At 69.0% G+C, this 15,851-nt stretch carries 14 protein-coding genes; all 14 read right to left on the bottom strand.

Annotated features, from left to right (window positions below):
- Positions 1–89: 89 nt before the first annotated feature.
- On the bottom strand, positions 90–863 hold the full coding sequence (locus tag ACFV3R_RS09880) for a hypothetical protein (protein ID WP_385578415.1): 774 nt from the start codon (positions 861–863) through the stop codon (positions 90–92).
- A gap of 5 nt (positions 864–868) precedes the next feature.
- Positions 869–1,303: a hypothetical protein gene (locus ACFV3R_RS09875; RefSeq protein ID WP_385578412.1), complete on the bottom strand. Its 435-nt coding sequence runs from the start codon at positions 1,301–1,303 to the stop codon at positions 869–871.
- A gap of 56 nt (positions 1,304–1,359) precedes the next feature.
- Positions 1,360–1,860: a hypothetical protein gene (locus ACFV3R_RS09870; RefSeq protein WP_385578409.1), complete on the bottom strand. Its 501-nt coding sequence runs from the start codon at positions 1,858–1,860 to the stop codon at positions 1,360–1,362.
- A gap of 241 nt (positions 1,861–2,101) precedes the next feature.
- Positions 2,102–2,530: a hypothetical protein gene (locus ACFV3R_RS09865; protein WP_385578407.1), complete on the bottom strand. Its 429-nt coding sequence runs from the start codon at positions 2,528–2,530 to the stop codon at positions 2,102–2,104.
- Positions 2,527–3,234 (bottom strand): helix-turn-helix domain-containing protein, encoded by a 708-nt coding sequence (locus ACFV3R_RS09860; RefSeq protein ID WP_385578404.1) that lies wholly within the window; start codon positions 3,232–3,234, stop codon positions 2,527–2,529. Before ACFV3R_RS09860 ends, ACFV3R_RS09865 begins: the two co-directional genes overlap by 4 nt.
- Entirely contained in the window at positions 3,227–3,685 is a 459-nt protein-coding gene (locus tag ACFV3R_RS09855) for a hypothetical protein (protein ID WP_385578401.1), read from the bottom strand. The genes ACFV3R_RS09860 and ACFV3R_RS09855 overlap by 8 nt, the downstream gene beginning before the upstream one ends.
- 14 nt (positions 3,686–3,699) lie before the next feature.
- Positions 3,700–5,931, bottom strand: a complete 2,232-nt coding sequence (locus ACFV3R_RS09850; protein WP_385578398.1) for a hypothetical protein — start codon at positions 5,929–5,931, stop codon at positions 3,700–3,702.
- A complete protein-coding gene (locus ACFV3R_RS09845; RefSeq protein WP_385578394.1) occupies positions 5,931–8,561 on the bottom strand; it encodes a hypothetical protein in 2,631 nt (876 codons plus the stop codon). Before ACFV3R_RS09845 ends, ACFV3R_RS09850 begins: the two co-directional genes overlap by 1 nt.
- Entirely contained in the window at positions 8,561–8,968 is a 408-nt protein-coding gene (locus tag ACFV3R_RS09840) for a hypothetical protein (protein WP_385578391.1), read from the bottom strand. Before ACFV3R_RS09840 ends, ACFV3R_RS09845 begins: the two co-directional genes overlap by 1 nt.
- A gap of 80 nt (positions 8,969–9,048) precedes the next feature.
- Entirely contained in the window at positions 9,049–10,164 is a 1,116-nt protein-coding gene (locus tag ACFV3R_RS09835; protein WP_385578388.1) for a DUF4417 domain-containing protein, read from the bottom strand.
- The gene (locus ACFV3R_RS09830; protein ID WP_385578385.1) at positions 10,161–11,516 is read right to left on the bottom strand and encodes a ParB N-terminal domain-containing protein; all 1,356 of its coding nucleotides are present in this window, start codon (positions 11,514–11,516) and stop codon (positions 10,161–10,163) included. Before ACFV3R_RS09830 ends, ACFV3R_RS09835 begins: the two co-directional genes overlap by 4 nt.
- A 35-nt stretch (positions 11,517–11,551) precedes the next feature.
- Positions 11,552–12,568 carry a replication-relaxation family protein gene (locus ACFV3R_RS09825; RefSeq protein WP_385578382.1) on the bottom strand — a complete coding sequence of 339 codons (1,017 nt, stop codon included), beginning with the start codon at positions 12,566–12,568 and terminating at the stop codon, positions 11,552–11,554.
- Positions 12,565–15,030 carry an ATP/GTP-binding protein gene (locus ACFV3R_RS09820; protein ID WP_385578379.1) on the bottom strand — a complete coding sequence of 822 codons (2,466 nt, stop codon included), beginning with the start codon at positions 15,028–15,030 and terminating at the stop codon, positions 12,565–12,567. The genes ACFV3R_RS09825 and ACFV3R_RS09820 overlap by 4 nt, the downstream gene beginning before the upstream one ends.
- A 21-nt stretch (positions 15,031–15,051) precedes the next feature.
- Positions 15,052–15,549 carry a hypothetical protein gene (locus ACFV3R_RS09815; protein WP_385578376.1) on the bottom strand — a complete coding sequence of 166 codons (498 nt, stop codon included), beginning with the start codon at positions 15,547–15,549 and terminating at the stop codon, positions 15,052–15,054.
- Positions 15,550–15,851 lie beyond the last annotated feature (302 nt).

The raw sequence follows: 15,851 nt of genomic DNA, 5'->3' as shown, positions 1-15,851 counted from the left end.
AACTTCTGGGGGGGTTGGTTTTTTTTTATATGTGAGTGGGGGGGGGGCGCTGCGTAACCCCGCCCGCCCCCCACACACGCATCCGGCGATCAGTGAACCAGCGCGAACTGCCGGTTCGCGGCCGACTTCTTCGCCGCCAGCTTCTCGTCCCGCGCACGCTGCAGACTTCCGAAGGTCTCCGTTCCCTGCCGCTTCAGAAGATGAGGGATCCGGTTGGCCGGGATTCCCACGAGCGGCGACTCCCCGAGCACGGAAAGGAGGTCGGACTCTGTCTGATCGGAGTACCCGGCAGCAATCAGAGCTTCGACGTCCGGGAACACGTCCGCATGTCGATCGGCGCCGAGGTCGAGAAGGTGGTCCTCTTTGCCGCCGAGGCTGTAGCACCACAGGAAATTGTCGGGCGCATTGTTTTCGGCGATCCGCTTGAACCGGCTGATCTCCTTGGTATAGCAGTAAAAGGAAACGCCTGGAGAGTTGCCCATGATGCGCAGCCACATCAGGAGGTACTCGTCCGAAAAAAAGTCGCCTGAATCGTGCAGTCGGATCCATTTTCCGGCGTACCGCTTGTGGCTCAGTTCGTCTGTCATCCGCTCCTCGAATTCATCCGGAGAATCCCGGCAGAGGAGGAGGTTGCGGATGTGTGCGGCCCGTACGTTCTTGAATCGATAGGTTCCGACGCGTGCGTAACACAATTGGGCGCAGACCCCGGCCTGAGGGCATACATTGAAATTGCTGCCGTCGGGAAGTTTCACCGCGAAAGCGGGAAGTGTCCAATTGAAGACGCCGATTCGGCGCAAATCCGAATTCTGCGTGAGGAGCCACTTGCGTGGGCTCTTCTTCGGTGTGCTGGTGGCCTCGACCATGGTTGTCACTTCTTCGCTTCCGGGGAGGGTTGGGGCGTGGCGTTGACCCGGCCGGGGCAGCCGGCGTGCGGATGGATGCATGCGTGGATCCCGAGCGCGGTCACGCCGCCTTCCGCCCGCGCGAGGAGCGCGAGACCTTTGGCGATGGCGGTGCGGGCACCGGACTGGTGGCTGCCGCCGTACTGGGCATCGTCGCCGTGCTCGGTGATCAGGTCCGCTGCCCCCTCGCTCATCCGGACGGCTTCCGCGTCACTGATGTGCTGCATCTGTGCGATGAACAGCGGGACCATGAACAGCAGCCAGTCCGTCCAGATGCGTGGTGCCGCGCTTCCGGGAGAGGCGACTACCAGCCCGAAAGGACCGTGTTGCTGCGAGGAGTTGAGAGATTTCATAGCGGGATCTCCGGGGTGGTGCGCGCCGGCGGCGAGTTGCGGCTTCATGCAGGGGCGCCCCCGGCTCGACAGAGCCGGGGGCGCCGCTCGGAGGGCTGACTGGGTCAGTTGCCGCGTGCGGGGCACGTAGGTTCGTGGGCGGAGGAGTAGCGGAATCGCGGGGAGCCGCCGCGGGCGTCGCGTGCCTGGAGGAGGTAGTCGCCCAGATCCTCGAAGCAGTTGATCTCCTGGGTGGGGACTGACTGCCGGCAGTGCGGGCATCGGTCGACGAGGTCGAAGACCAGGCGGCGGCGCTCGTCGTACGTGGCGAGGAAGTTGAGTGCACGGCCCTCGCTCGGGATGGTCAGTACGGCCGCGCGGTAGTACTGGCCGCCCGGTAGAAGTGGGTGGACGCGGTCGTGCTCGGTATGGATGGCGATGGGGCGTCCAAGGGAGCTGAGGCGGAGCACCCGCTCCACCCATGCGAGTACGTCGTCCGACCCGCGATGGAGGCGCGGGTCCGGCTCCACTCGGGCGGGCCTGCCGGTGCGTGCGCGGATCAACGCCGCGGTGATGGCGGCGAGTTCGAGCGGGCTGAGGGCAGGGGTGATTGTTGTGCTCGGCATGGCTTCTCCGGGTTGGGATGGGCGTGGCATCACCGGCGCGGAAGCGCCTGTTTGTGATGCCCGAGCGGGATTCAGTGACCGCTGAAGGCGGTCCTGGACTGGGCGGTGTTCCCGCCTCAGCGATAATTACAGTACATCTTGAAACTGCATCTTGCAATGTATGGGAGACGTGAATCCCGCCCGGCCGCCGCGAAGGGCGGGCCGTCGGTACAAACTTCCGATGGCCCGCCCGCTGCGGCAGCTATGCCACGACGGTCAACTGCCCTACACGGTCCATGAGCTGCTGGGCACGCGCGAACGCCGTCTTCTTGTGTCCGTACGAGGGCACGACCAAGTGCATGGTCTCGTGCGCGAGGGCGCGGTCCGCGTCCTCGCGGGTCTTGACCAGTGCCAGGTTGATGGCCATCAGCGGCACGGCCAACCGGGCACCCTCCGGGCCCAGGTAGACCTGTGCCGCGTAGTGCGCAAAAAACGGCATCCCGGTGACAGAGGCATACGCCTGAAGGTCGACCACCAGATGGAACGGCCGCTGGGAGACGTACGCGAACTGCTTGGCACGCCAGCGCAGCCAGCCCATGTCGACCGGGAGGTCCCGCTCGTGCGGGGGCAGCGGGCTGCGCAGAGCAGCGTGCCGGGCGTCCGTCACGGGGTGTCCCCGGTGCACGGTCACGGCGTCCTCCCCTCGGGCTGGTTCCGGCCGGCCTCTCTCTGCACGGAGCGAGCCAGGTCAAGCAGGGCCTGGGCAGAGACCCCGAAGTGGGCGGCGATGCCCTCCAGCACGATGCCATCGAGGACCGGTGCCGACTCGCCGGCGGCCCGGACACCTGCCGCGTGGGCCTGAACGACCTGGCCCTCATCCACCTCCCACGCGGACGCCAACTTGGCCGCGATGCCGGACTTGAGACTCCGGGTAAGGCCGTTCTCGAGCATGGCGTAGCCGCTGCGCGTCAGACCCGCGACTGCGGCCGCAGCTGCCTGATCCTGCCCGGCGCCGCACCGCAGGTCCTCCATCGTGGTGGCGTGCCCGGGGCGAAGTTCGTCAACCGTGATCGACAACGCGGTCGCGAGCACGGTCAGGGTCCTCCATTCCGGGATGCGCCGGCCGTCCTCGTAAGCGCAGACCAGGGAAGGGGGCATCGTCACGGCACGGCCGAGCTGCTCCTCGGTCATGCCACGGCTTGTGCGGGCGGCGCGGAGCGCGGCTCCGTCGAATCCGCGTACGCCGCGACGTCGTGCTGCCACGCCACTCACCTCCCTGATACGTCGGGCCGGCCCAGGAGCAGGCCGGCGTCTCGTGGTCCGCGGTATCGGAGGCCCATCATGCCAATACGGCTGCCGGCACCCCTGCCGGCGGACGTCGAGGTGCTCACGCATAGCGGCCGTGCCAGGAGTCCGCGTCCAGGCGAGCCAGCGCCGCATCCTCTTCCGGGGTGAGCCTGTTGGTGAAGTCGTCCCACCGGGCCAGCTCCGCAAGCTCGGGCCCGTCCGCAGGCTCCACCCGAGCCTTCTGCCCGTGAACGAGGTCTATCTCGACCGCGTCGTCGACGAGCCGGACGGCCTCCCACCGCAGGGAACGGCGTCGCACGATGCCGAGGTTGAACTGGTACCCGTCCGCGGTGTCCTGGCCGCCGATCAGCGGCCTGATCCATACCGTCTGCTCGTCGTCCTCGAAGCGGTGGTGCCGGGCGAGGGCGGCTCGGAAGGCTTCGCTGCCGTCGTCGAAGACGATCAGGCGCGCACCGGCGTCGATCGCGTCCCCCGTGAGGCTGTGGTGGCCGACGAGGAGGCCCGAGAACCGCTGCTGCCACTGGCTGTCCGATGTCATTGTGCAGTTCCTCATCAGTAGTCGTCGGTCAGGCACAGGACATCCTCGACCGGCTTGCCGCCGAGCTCGGTGATGCCCCGCGAGGCGAAGGACGCCAGGATCATCTTGCGTTCGCCGGCGGACTTGCACACGATCCGGCTGGGCGCCTCGGCGCCGAGGAGGTCGATGCCGTTCCTGAACATCACCTCGTTGCCGTCCCCGCCGAACTTGGCGATCTTCATCGGATCGCGGGTGATCGCGTTCTTGTTGTACTTGTAGTGGTCCGGGTTGATCGCCCCGTAGTGGTCGCTGGAGTAGCCGTAGTAGTCGCTGCGGCGCATGAGCACACTGGGGTCGTCCCAGATCAGAACGCCTCCCCCGTGGTAGGAGTCGCTGGGCTGGACCCGCAAGAACACCGAGTTCGCTCCGCCGGTCATCTTGTCGTCCTGCTCGCTCATGCCCACGCCGCTGCCGATCCCCATGACAGCCCGCTTCTCCGTGGACGCCAGCACACCGGTGCCCAGCAGACTTGCCAGATCACCGCCGCCCAGGCTGTGAGTCAGTGACCGCCCCTTGAAAGCGGACTTGACCTCTTCCTGCTTTCCGGTGACGTCGAAGCGCGACCACGACAGCCACTTCCCGGCGGTCGCGGGAGTCGGCTCGTAGCCGGGGCTCGCCGCAAGTTCGGCGCCGCTGGTGAACCCGGTGGCCTTGGCGACCGCGTCGCGCACCACCTCGACCTTCATCGGCAGAACCTTGTGGGCCGCCTCCAGGTGGATCCGCTTCATCTGCGTCTGCAAGGCGTCGCTGTCCAGCCCCATCAGGGTCTCCATGCGCTGGTGCACGATCTCCTGGACCTGGAGGTCCTGAAGGCCCTGGGCCGTCTCCATGGCCGCCTTCATGCCGGCCGCGTTGCCCAGGCCCTGCGCCTTGATGTTGTTCGACAGATAGGTCCACTCGCCCTCAGCGGCGGTCATGGGCTTGTTCATCAGGTGCAGCTGTTCCAGCCGCTCCACGAGTTCCTTGCCGTGGCCGGCACCGGGCGGCGCGTGGACCTCGAGCTGACCGCGCAGCGAGTATTCCGTGGTGGAGGGGTCGTTCTCCTTGTAGGGCCGGTAGACGGCCTTCCAGCCGTCCCCCATGTCGATCTCGTACTCGGTCCCCTGCGCGTGGCTGCGGGTCACCCCGTCCCATGAGCTCTGCCCGGTGTCCGGGTCCAAGGTGGCCTTGATCCGGCTGGCCTTGCGTACGGTCGCCGCGAGTGTGCCGGGTTCTGGCTCCCCGTCGGGCACCGGAACCTGCTTGGTGACCGTCTTGGTCCCGGTCACCTCGTACGGCGCCATCCAGGGCAGCGGCGTCCCACCGTTGTCGATCTTGTCCTTCACCAGGTCCAGCTGGTCCATGTAGTGCTGGGCCATCGTCTTCTCGTCATCGCTGACCGACGGATCGTTGAGCACCGCGGAGACGGCGTCGACGGCCGCCTGGTGCTTGGCGATCGATGCCTCGGACATGGGCAGGTCGTGCTTCAGCTTGTGCTGCACCGAGCTGACCGCCTTCGCGGTCAGCTCGCCCAGCTTCTTGTCCTTGTCGAGGGCGAGGCGCTCCTTGACCTCTTCCTCGACCTCCACCTCCTCCATGTGTGTGCCGGGAATGCTGAGCGCGTCGAGCAGCTTCTCCTCCGCCTCCTCGGAGACGTGCGTCAGGAGAACCTCCCGCGGACCGTCCGCGGAGTCGTATGCGACGAGCGCGGCCTCGGAGCTGATGAAGTCGTCTCCGCCGACCAGGATCGGTGTGCCCGTCGGCTGCCCGACCGGAGGCTCCGCGGGCACAGGCGTCAGTGGCGGATCGGTCTCCTCCTCGTCCTCCTCCACCTCCTCGGTGAGCAGCTGGGCTTCGTCACCGGGCAGCTCCTCGTTGTTGGTCTGCTCGTCCTGCTCGGGCGCAGGGAGCTCGAGTTCCTCCACCGTGGCCGGTACGTCTTCCTTGGGTGGAGCCTCAGGTCCGAGTACCTGGCCGGCCTCGGTTTCCTTGAGGAGCGTGTCCGCGACGTCCAGGTCCACGCCGTCGGCTGGCTCCGCGGGGGGCTCCGGTGCAGGGATCGGCAGCTCCGGCATCTCGATCTCCGCGCCGCCCGTAGCGCCCGTGAGTCCGGCACCCTCGCCTGCGGCTGGTGCACCGCCGAGCTCGACCGGAGCGGGCGGGCTCTCTGCGAGCGCAGTCGGGCTGACCGCGTAGCTCTGGTGGCTGGACTTCGACCCGGTGCCCATCAGCTACCTCCGTGCTTGAGCGAGGCGCCGGAGGGCAACTTGAGCTGCTTGACGAAGAAGTCGGCGAAGTTCTGACGCAAGGAGTTCTTCCTCTCGACGGCGTGGTCCAGGAACGCGTTGGCGATCTGCTCGTGCGTGACCTGGGACTGGGGGATCTTCAGGGCCTTGGCAGCCCGGCTGCGCATATGCGGGACCCAGGCGACGCCGGACTTGGCCCCTTCGTGCGCGGTGGAGTGCAGGACCGAGCGCAGCTGTGCATCCGGCATGGACTCGAACTTCTTGATCACCGGGTGTGCCGCGGCGGGGTTGATCTTGACGCCCTTGGCGAGGCCGCCGCTGAGGGCGGCCTGGTACAGCTTCTGGTGAACGGGCGTGAAGCCGCCTCCGCCGCTGGGGGCGTAGTCGATCGACAGCTTGTCCTGCCCGAAGTGCTTCCACGCCTGGCCGCGGTCGATCTGCACCAGGCCCCCGGACGGAGTCTCCAGCCAGTTTTCCTGGTGACCGTCGTGCTCGCTGATGTACCAGGAGCCGACGTGGGAGCGGACGATCGCGTCGACTTGGCTCTGCGTCCACTGGCTCGGGCTGGAGGTGAACGGCTTCGCGCCCTGCAGCAGCGGCTGAATGCTGCCGGCCGTCCCGTCCGCCTGCTTGTGGTGGTACACCGGGACCGACGGGACGCCCCCCAGCGACAGCACGTGGGACGCGGCGGCCTCAGTGTGGCCCAAGGCGCCGCCGTGGTTGTGATCGGCCTTGAACAGCCACTTCGAGCCGTCGGGCGCCTCATGCACGGTCTTGGCGTACGTGCCGCCGAGGTTCGACGCCTTGGTGCCGGGCCCGAAGGTCCACCCGGCGACCTCCTTGGCGTCGATGCGCGCCGGCACGTCCTGGCTGGTTGCCTTCGCATGCTGGACCTCGGCCATGAGCGCCTGGATGTTGGCGTTGAACGACCCCGGCTTGGCCGGCTTCGGGGCCTTGGCCGGCTTCGGGGCGGGGGGTGCCGTGGCCTTCCCGGAGGTGGCCGGTCCGCCTGCGGTGCTGCTGGCCGGCAGCTTGCTCGCCAGGGCCTGCACCGCCTCGTCGGAGGCCAACTCGCCGCCAGACTTGGCCTCCGGGGCCGAAGTGGCCGCGGCCTTCGCGGCCTCCTTCTTCGCGGCGCCGGCTGAGACCTTCTCCTTGATCGCCTCCTGGTCGTACTTCGGGTTGAAACTCGCCGCGATGTAGTTCTGCACCTGGGCGCGTGTGGCCTTGTCGGCGTTGTCCATCCCGAGCTCGCCGGCGACGGTGCGCAGATCGGAGAGCTTCTGGCCCTTGGCCCATGCCTTGAAGTCGTTGGTCAGGCCCTCGGGGTTCACGTACTTCGCCGCATCGACGCCCGGGTGCTCAGCGAAGGACTCCTCGCCCGTGAACTGCTGGCTCTTGGCGTACCAGCTGTGGGCGGCGTGCTGCATGTCTTTGAGCTCGCCGGCGTTCTTCGCCCACGCGGCAATCGTCTGCGGCGCCCCGGGTTCGCCCGCGGGCGGAAGGTTCAGCGGCTCTCCGTCACCGGGGGCGAGGGCGGAGTGCGTGGCATAGGCGGCGTCGAGATCCGCCAGCTGCTGCTGCCGTTTGACCGCCAGGTCCTTCAGTCCGGTCGCCTCGCCTTCCGGCGTCGTCGGTCGCATGAGCGTGACGAGCTGGTGCGGAGTGAGGTGCTTCGCCTCTGTCTCGGTCAGGTTCCCGGAAGCGACGGCCTCCTCGACCAGGGGCTTTACGTCGCTGGGCAGCAATTTGTTGTGGGCGAGCGCCTGGTCGACCATGAGCTTGGCGTGGGCCTTCGCCTTGTCGAGGTCCTCGCCGAGCTCGGGGCAGTCCACCGTCGCCACCTTGTGCTCGGCCGCCAGCATGGACTGAAGTGCTTCGCCCTGCTGCCCGCCGGCCGTGTACTTCGCGGCGTGGTTGTAGGTGCCGATGGCACTGGTGAGAGCCGCGCCGGCGGCCTTTGCCTCTTCGGGCGTCGCCGACCACGAACCTCCGCTCGCGGGCGGTTCCGTGCCTTCGAGCTGGTGCAGGTCGGCCAGGGTCATTCCACCGACCGTCTCGCCGGCGAGGAGCTGCTGGTACCGGTCGAGCGCGGCGGCTTGGATCTTCTGCTTGGACGGGATGTCGCCGGGGTACGCCGGGTCGAGCCAGTGGACCAGGGGGTGCTGGCCCTTGCCCGACAGCCCTACCAGAGCCGGGTGTTCGAACCCCTTGGCCTCGGCGATTGTCCGCAGGTCGTCCTCGTCGAGCGAGTTCAGGTAGGCGAGGGTCTGGGCCTTGAGCGCCTTGGTATGCGCCTCGATCTCCTCGTCGGAGGCGCCTGCCTCCTTCAGCTTCTCAATGGCCTCCTGGGCCTGCTCCACCTGGCCGACGAATGCGTCGTACCGCTCCACCGGGTCCTCGGGAACGGCATCTTCGATGTCGATCGCGAAGGGCGGATCGGCGATCTCGCCCATGTTGTTCATGGCCATGAGCAGGTCGGCCTTGGCCTGGATCTCCTCGCCGGACATGGGCTGCTCCGGCGCCTCGGCCACGGCCTGCTCCGGTGCCTCGGCCGTCGCTGTGGGCCCCACCGCGTAGGAGGCGTGGCTGGACTTGCTGCCGGTACCCATCAGGCATCACCCCGGGGCGGCAGCGCGGGGACGACTTCGGCCAGCAGCTCGTCCAGCACGAGGTCGGCGGCGTGGGCCAAGTCGAGTGCGCCGTCGGGGACGGCGGCGGGCTCGACGGCACAGGTGCCGGAGTGCGCGATCCAGCGCTCGACGTCCTGAGCCGTGGTGCTCTCACCTAGACGCTCCCGCCACGGATCGGCAGTGTCGTAGACGAGCGGGACCCAGCGCACGACGTGTGCCGCCGGTTCCTGGCTGTGATCGAGGGCCAGCACGGCGACGGGGTCGACCGGTAGTCCCAGGGCGGGATGCCAGACGAGCAGGATCCACAGCTGCCAGGAGGAGGCGGCCGGCGACGCCGCGGGGACGTCGTCCGTCGTGGCGTCGGGCTGGGTGGGATCGGTGGACATCGAGGGCTCCTCCCATCAGGGGTTTCACCTGCTACAGGTGTGGGAGGAGCCGCCGGTGTGACAGTCCGGGCAGGGAAACTTCAGCGGGGAGGCAGCAGCGAGGACATGTACCGGACGGTCGCGGCGAAGGCGTCCTCGGATCGGGCATGGACGTCCTCGCGGCCGTTCGCGGTCATGACGGCGCCGTGCAGGGCGTACTGGTGTGGGTTCTGGGAGACCAGCGTGAGTCGGGTGCCGAAGAGCTCGACCATTTCCGCGATCCGATTGGTGCGCGAGAGGCCTGTGAGGATGATCGGCATGTCGTCGGGAAGATTCGCGGCCAGCCAGTGCAGACCGGGCCGCTCCCAGGTGTCCCAGGTGGAGTTGTCGCGGACCGTCTGCACGTTCACTGCGATTGCTGCTGGCCGGGTGTCCTCGACCCAGGCCAGGTAGCGCTCCAGGTCCTCCAGCCGGAACCAGTAGACGTTCGGCACGACCGGCACACCGGCCTCGGCGAACTCCTGCGCGAGCATCAGGCTACGGCGCATGTTCAGCAGGTGCTCGGTCCTGGGCCAGTCCCCGTAGATCGAGTAGTTGCAGGAGAGCACCAGGTCCCACTGCTGCTCCGCGATCCGTTCGACGAGATTGTCACGCTGGCGGCGGGTCCAGAACGCCTCGACGAGCGGGTCCTCTCCGTAGCCGACGAGCACCGCCTTCTGGTGAGGCTTGAGGTCGAGGGCCTGGCGCGCGGACTGCTCGGTGAAGCGCCGGTACAGCGTGTAGGTGTCGGGAGAGAAGACCCGTCGCAGGCCGACGCCGTAGGCCGGCCAGTTCAGGCTGGCGTCGAGCTTGGTGACGGAGCTGCCGTCGGTCATGGGGATGAAGGGCGGCAGACCGTCCGGGAGCGCGGTGTCGACGCTGATGTCGTCGAAGGTAAGAGTGCCGCCGACGTCGGCCATCCATTGGGCGATGTCGGTCCGGCTGCCACAGCGGATCGGGCAGCTCCGGGTCACGCAAGCGTTCGCAGGAGCGTCGGCCTCTGCCGCGGCACACCCGCAGAACCGGCAGTCGGAGTTGGTGCCCGAGCACAAGGGTTCGACGGTGGCAGGTCCGCCGCGGCCGTCGGGCCCGGCGTAGAAGGCGCAGGCGTTGCAGTCGCAGCCGCGGCCCGGGAGGGGCACGCCGACGGTCGGGATGGGCAGGGAAACGCTGGTCATGCTGCTTCTGTTCCTTCGTGCTCGTGTGGGGTGGTGTCGCGGTCCGGATGGGCGGGTGCTTCGCGTTCGTCGAGGTGGTCGCTGAGCTCCTGAAGGACGAGCCGCAGGGAGCCGCGGTCGTAGCGGGAGATCTCCTTGCCGGCCCGCACCTCGAGCAGCAAGCCGCGGACTCCGTCCAGAGCGGTGCGGACGACGTCCGCCTCCACGGCCGGCTTCGGCTCCTTGGGCTCGGCGTTCGCCCCGGGCTGCCGGTCCGCTCCCGGGCCGGGCGGCGGGAGCGGGGCAACCGGTGAGCCCTCGGTGTCAGCGACTTCTTCACAGCGGGGGCCGGGCGATGTGACCGGCGTCGGGTCTTCTTCGGCCGTGTCGTGCGTCTGAGCGGGGTCAGGAACGCGTGCCAGCGTTGCGCGTCGGCTGGCGTTCGCCGCGTCCTGGCGGTCCTCCGCTGCCGTGATGATCTCGTCCGGGCCGAGCTCAGGCTCTTCCAGGCCGACGTTCACCGCGGTCGGCAGGAGGTGGAGCCGCTTGGAGCTCTTCAGCGCCGCCCAGATCCCCTCGGCCGCCTCGGCCCGCCCGTTGCGGAGCTCGGCGAAGCGAATCCGGGTGTTCAGCCGGATCGCCGCCTCGTCCATCTCCTCGGTGAGCTCGCGGGGCAGCGCGCGGAATGCGCGCACCAGTTCACCGGCCTTGCGCTCGTTGAGCTGCAGACCCAGGCGGCTGAGGACTTCGGCCCACGGGGCGGCGCAGCTGTGGTCGGTGCCGCGGATCTTCTCCAGAGCCTGGAAGCGCTCTGCTGGGTCGGGGATGGCGTAGACGTCCTGGGGGACGGGCTTGCCGGCCTTCAGCAGCTTGCCCACGAGGATGGCGCACCGCTGGTACAGCAGGGCGGCGGCCTGCTCGCCGGGGCGGAGCGGCTCTCGGGCGAAGTTCTCCACGAATCGCCACATATGCCGTTCCTCGTCGGACAACGGCCCCGGGCAGACCACGGCGGGCAGGGCCTGGAAGTGCGGGTTGTCCGGGCGGTTGGTCGCGCCCCAGCGCATGGCACGCAGCCGCCGTTCGCCGGTGACCAGCCGGATCGTCGGCGCCTTGCCGTCGACGACGATCTCCTCGGCCAGCACCGGCTCCAGGAGACCGACGACGGACATGGACGAGATGAGGTCCGCGAGCTCCGACGGCGGCAGCGAGTCGGAGGGGTTGCGCGCCTGGGCCTCGGTGAAGGGGGCGCCCGCGCCGCGCAGCGGCAGCATCTCGAAGCGACGCTGCCGCAGCTTGACGCTGCGGTGCAGGATCTCGGTGAGCCGGATCATGCTCCCGCCGTCGGGCGGAGCCTCGAGCGAGGTACTGGTCATCGGGCTGCTTCCTTCAAGGCCGTCTCAGCGGCGGGTCACTTCGTGGAGAGGTAGAAGTCGGTGGCGGCGGGCCGGGCGGACGGGGTGCCCCGCAGCAGGGGCGTGAAGATCGGGGCGCAGGGCCCGTGCTGCTGGAGCTGCTGCAAGGTGGTGACCCCGATCGCGATGTCGCCCTTGAGCCGGCTGAGGCGGACGTCCGCGGACGTGCGCGTGTAGAGGTCCTCCGTCCTCGCCGCCAGCCGTTCTGGCCGGCGGTCCGGCTGCCCCTCCCGGGGCGGGGCAGCGTCCAGGACCACCAGCACCCGGGGGAAGACCGGGTAGTTGTACATCCAGGCCGGCCGGGTGGCGTTCGGCGAGCGCCGCGCACGGTCCTGCCCCTGCGGGACGTACTCGTACAGCCGGCCGTACGCCTGGAGCTTCGCGGCGAGCCGTGCGGAGGTCATCGTGGCCCGGTCCAGCTCGACGAAGAAGCTGAGCATGGTGCGCCGTCCGTTCTCCACGTGGACGTAGTTGAGTACGGCGTCGCTGATGACGTGGTCGTCCTCGAAGCGTCGCTGTCCGTCGCGGATGCGGTTGGCGACCTCGGGGGTCCAGTCCAGCGGTCCGCACTCGTGCCCGAGCCGGCGCGCGTGTTCGACGAAGGCGACTCCGACGTCGTTGAGCGCGAGGGTGTGCGCCTGACGCGCGCCGGCGACCGACTCGGGCGTCACTCGGTAGGGACGGATGGGCAGTTCGCCAGCTTCCTCGACGGAGTCGGCGCCCAGCTCGGTCAGGAACCACAGGAACGGCTTGGTGCGGATCCGACCAGGCCCCGCACCGCCCCCCTGCGCCCGGACCCGGCTCACCAGGCCTGCCTTGTGGAGCTCGGCCAGCTGCTTGCGCAGGTAGTAGGGGCGCTCGGCCCGCCGCTCGGGCGGGCTGAGCAGCACGTGCAGCTGCTGGGTCGACAGAACCCGGTGCTGGTAGAGCAGTTCCAGGGCCTGGCGCCCGATCGTGTGGAAGCTGCGCGTACGGGCGGGCGCCGCGGGAGCTTCCAGAAGGTGCAGGGTCATCCGAACCTCGACTCGTTGGGCTTGGGGTTGAGCTGCCGGACGTTGTCCGGGGTGCCGTCGGGCTGCCCGCCGCTGACGACGGTGCCCGCGCTGTCGTGGACGCGCGGCTTGTCCGCGCTGGCGGAGCCCGGCCCGGTGCTCGGACCGTCGGAGCCGCCGGGGTCGGGCGGGGCCGTTTCGTCGCCGTCCGGCTCTTCGGGAGGCGCGTCGTCCACGGGGTCGTCATCGTCCGGCGGCACGTCGAGGGTCACGATGAACTGGCGCAGCCGCATGTCCAGGCGACGCAGGTCGGTGAGGATGTCGCGGACCGGCCGGCGCTGAAGGTTCTCGTCGATGGCCCGGCTCAGCCGCTCCTCGTTCTGGGGCCGGTAGTAGTCGGCGTAGAGGTCCTCGACCGAGGCGCCGCGCACGCGGAAGGGATCGGTCTGGCCCTCGCCGAGCGTCACCGACATCACGTAGTGGTAGCGGTTGAGCTGGGCGATGGTGTCGGGCGACACCTTCTTGCCCCAGCGGCGGGTGACCAGGGTGGCCTCGTCGACGTCGGACGCCGTGGTGGAGAGGATCGAAAGGTTCTGCAGCAGGCCCTGGCGCGTGGTCGGGCTCAAGCGCTGTGCCATCTGCGTCATCGCGAGGAGCTTGACGTTGAACTTCCGCAGCTGCTCGGTGATCTGGGCCAAGGTGCCCTTCGACGCGCCATCCACGCTGGTCAGCTCGTCGATGAAGGAGAAGAAGTCGCGGCGCTGATCGGCAGGGGTGTCGCGCCGGGACAGGCCGGCCCGGAACAGGTCGTAGATCAGCAGGGAGCTGATGATCCGGTCGACGTCGCCCGTGCCCGCCGGACACACGAAGACGATCTTGCCGGTGTCCATGGCGTGCCGGATGTCGTACGTCGAACGGCTCGATCCCAGGAACGCCTTGATCGCGTTGCTCGATGACAGCCGCTCGATGATGTTCGTGACGACCGGCACGGCCTCCTTGGAGTAGGAGGGGAAGATGTTCTCCCAGTAGTCCCGCACGTCCTTGGGCAGGTAGGGCAGCACCTTGGTGCGCCAGACGGCGTCGGTGAGGATGGTCCTGATCTGGAACACGGTGGGTGCCAGGTCGGGCCGGCCGGCGCGGCAGACGTGCCACGACAGGTACACCAGGGACTCGACCGCGCGGGTCAGGATGGTCTTGGCGCGGCCGGCGGAGTCGGACCAGTTCAGCGCTGCCGCGAAGCCGGTGACGATGTACTGGACGATGTCGGGGATCTCGGCCTCGCGCCGGCGCTCCATGGACAGGGGGTTCCAGGAGCCGACCATCTTGTCGAGCTCGGGGGAGGTCAGGTCGATCTCCCAGATGCGGTCGGCCAGTTCCTGGTGGGCGAGGTAGGGCCGGGCTCGCGCCCATCCGTCGCCGTGCGGGTCGAGGAAGAGGACACCGAAGCCGTTGTGTGCCAAGGCGATCGCTTGAACGAGGCTCATCTCGGTCTTTCCGAAGCCGGACTTGCCGAGGAACAGCGCGAACAGGAGGTACTTCAGCGGCACTCCGGCCAGGCGCTCCCCGCCGCCGGACTTGGCCACCCAGCCCAGAGGCAGCAGGCCCTGCTGCCCCGTCCACGTGGGCAAAGCGGCGGGTGGCGGGGGGACGACACCGCCCGAGCGGGCGATGTTGGCCGCGCTGTTGTGCTTGGTCGGCGGCTTGAGGAGGCCAGCGATCTCCTGGGCGGTGACCCAGGAGTTGCGGCGCGGGGTGAACAGGCCCGTCTCGAAGCGGCGGTCGAACCGGCTCCGGTACATCCAGTGGTCGGCTCGTACGCGGGTGATGCCCAGGTGCAGGCCGACGGGGCGGAGGTAGTTGTCGCCGGACCACGGCTCCAGCGCGGCGAGGACCTGGTCGAGCAGGACCCGGGCCCGGTCGGCGTCGCGGGCGCAGGTACGGACGAGGAGCTGCAGGGAGAAGACCGGCTCGGCTCCGGGAGCGAGCTTGCCCATGGCGGCCTTCATGTCGGTCATGCGATGGGCGCGCTGTGTGTGGTTCTGCGGTCGGGGTCGCGCCGCGCCGCCCTGATTGCCCTTCATCTCGGAGGCGATCTCGGACATCACCGCGCCCAGATCGAATCCGAAGCGGTTGGTGCGCTGCGGCATGCCCGGGATCGCCGGGCCGTCGGCGGGGTTGCGGCGGGCCTTCGCCAGCAGCCGACGGCGACGGCTTCCGACGCGGGACTTGGCGACAGGGACGAGGTCCAGGACGACGTCGGCGCTCTCGCCGAGATCCTCGCGGACGTCGGCGACCGCGTTGGCCAGGGCCTCGAGCGGGTCGGGGTCTAGGGGCACTTCGCGCAGGGCGAGGTGGTCGGGGAGGGCCAGGGCGAGTTCGGCCCGGGCGTAGTGCATCTCCTGGGCGGGCTGCTCGCGGGGGCCCGCCTCGGGCTTGGTCAGGTCGACCGGTGTCGTGTCTATCAGGTCGGGAGCGGTGGTCATGATCTTCCGTTCTGCGGTGCGTCAGGAGGCGGACTGGGTGCCGAGCCGGATCTGGGGACGGTCGCGGGGTCCGGCTCCGCCGGCCTGGACGGGCCGCATCTCGACCTGGGCGTAGCCCTGGTGGCGCAGCACCGACATCGCCTTCGCCGGGCCCTCGACCCTCATGGACAGAGCCCCGCCGGCGCAGGTGAAGCGGACACGGACGGCGGTGCCGCGGGGCGAGGAGAACAGCCAGCGCGAGACGCTCTTGTGGGCGCGGGCCACCTGATGGCCGAAGCGCACCACCTCTTCGATCTTGGGATCGAAGCCGGTCGTCGGCAGGACTTCCAGCGCAGTCCGCTCGGCCATCGGGCCTCGCGAGAGCAGCCAGCGGGCGGCGGCGACGGCCCCGCCGATGCCTACGGCGAGCAGCGCGATCCACCAGGCATTGCTCAGGCCCCAGTTCGCCACCTGTTCGGCGTGGCCGGGGAGGTCCTGAAGGACTCCGATCGTGCCGTCGATGAGGTCGGTCGTGGTCATCGCACACCATCCGCGCGCGGGCCGGCAGGCGTCCGGCCGCAGGGCGCGGCGCGGTGGGGGGACAAGGGGAGCACGGGCGGCACCTCCGAGGCAGACGAGTCTTTCGCCTGCTACAGGTGCCGGGAGATCGCTCGGTGTGACACTGGTGCCGGAAAATCTTCGCCCGGCTCCACAGCGCGATGCCGTGGCTGATCCCCCAGGCGTTGTCGGCACCGACCGCTATGCTCGACGCAGCGCACCTCGCTTGTGCGCGCCGGCCCGGGCCCACCCCCGGGAGACCGGCGAACCGTGCTGCCGCGCGG

This window comes from Streptomyces sp. NPDC059740 (assembly GCF_042733155.1).
GTDB lineage: Bacteria > Actinomycetota > Actinomycetes > Streptomycetales > Streptomycetaceae > Streptomyces.
The sequence above is the reverse complement of the archived record's forward strand: the minus strand, read 5'-3'. Positions and strand labels throughout refer to the sequence as shown.

Coding starts and splice junctions, on each gene's coding strand:
- ACFV3R_RS09840 (WP_385578391.1), bottom strand. CDS start 8,968: ATGTCCACCGATCCCACCCAGCCCGACGCCACGACGGACGACGTCCCC.
- ACFV3R_RS09855 (WP_385578401.1), bottom strand. CDS start 3,685: ATGACATCGGACAGCCAGTGGCAGCAGCGGTTCTCGGGCCTCCTCGTC.
- ACFV3R_RS09830 (WP_385578385.1), bottom strand. CDS start 11,516: ATGACCAGTACCTCGCTCGAGGCTCCGCCCGACGGCGGGAGCATGATC.
- ACFV3R_RS09815 (WP_385578376.1), bottom strand. CDS start 15,549: ATGACCACGACCGACCTCATCGACGGCACGATCGGAGTCCTTCAGGAC.
- ACFV3R_RS09825 (WP_385578382.1), bottom strand. CDS start 12,568: ATGACCCTGCACCTTCTGGAAGCTCCCGCGGCGCCCGCCCGTACGCGC.
- ACFV3R_RS09820 (WP_385578379.1), bottom strand. CDS start 15,030: ATGACCACCGCTCCCGACCTGATAGACACGACACCGGTCGACCTGACC.
- ACFV3R_RS09845 (WP_385578394.1), bottom strand. CDS start 8,561: ATGGGTACCGGCAGCAAGTCCAGCCACGCCTCCTACGCGGTGGGGCCC.
- ACFV3R_RS09835 (WP_385578388.1), bottom strand. CDS start 10,164: ATGACCAGCGTTTCCCTGCCCATCCCGACCGTCGGCGTGCCCCTCCCG.
- ACFV3R_RS09875 (WP_385578412.1), bottom strand. CDS start 1,303: ATGAAGCCGCAACTCGCCGCCGGCGCGCACCACCCCGGAGATCCCGCT.
- ACFV3R_RS09860 (WP_385578404.1), bottom strand. CDS start 3,234: ATGCGTGAGCACCTCGACGTCCGCCGGCAGGGGTGCCGGCAGCCGTAT.
- ACFV3R_RS09870 (WP_385578409.1), bottom strand. CDS start 1,860: ATGCCGAGCACAACAATCACCCCTGCCCTCAGCCCGCTCGAACTCGCC.
- ACFV3R_RS09880 (WP_385578415.1), bottom strand. CDS start 863: ATGGTCGAGGCCACCAGCACACCGAAGAAGAGCCCACGCAAGTGGCTC.
- ACFV3R_RS09850 (WP_385578398.1), bottom strand. CDS start 5,931: ATGGGCACCGGGTCGAAGTCCAGCCACCAGAGCTACGCGGTCAGCCCG.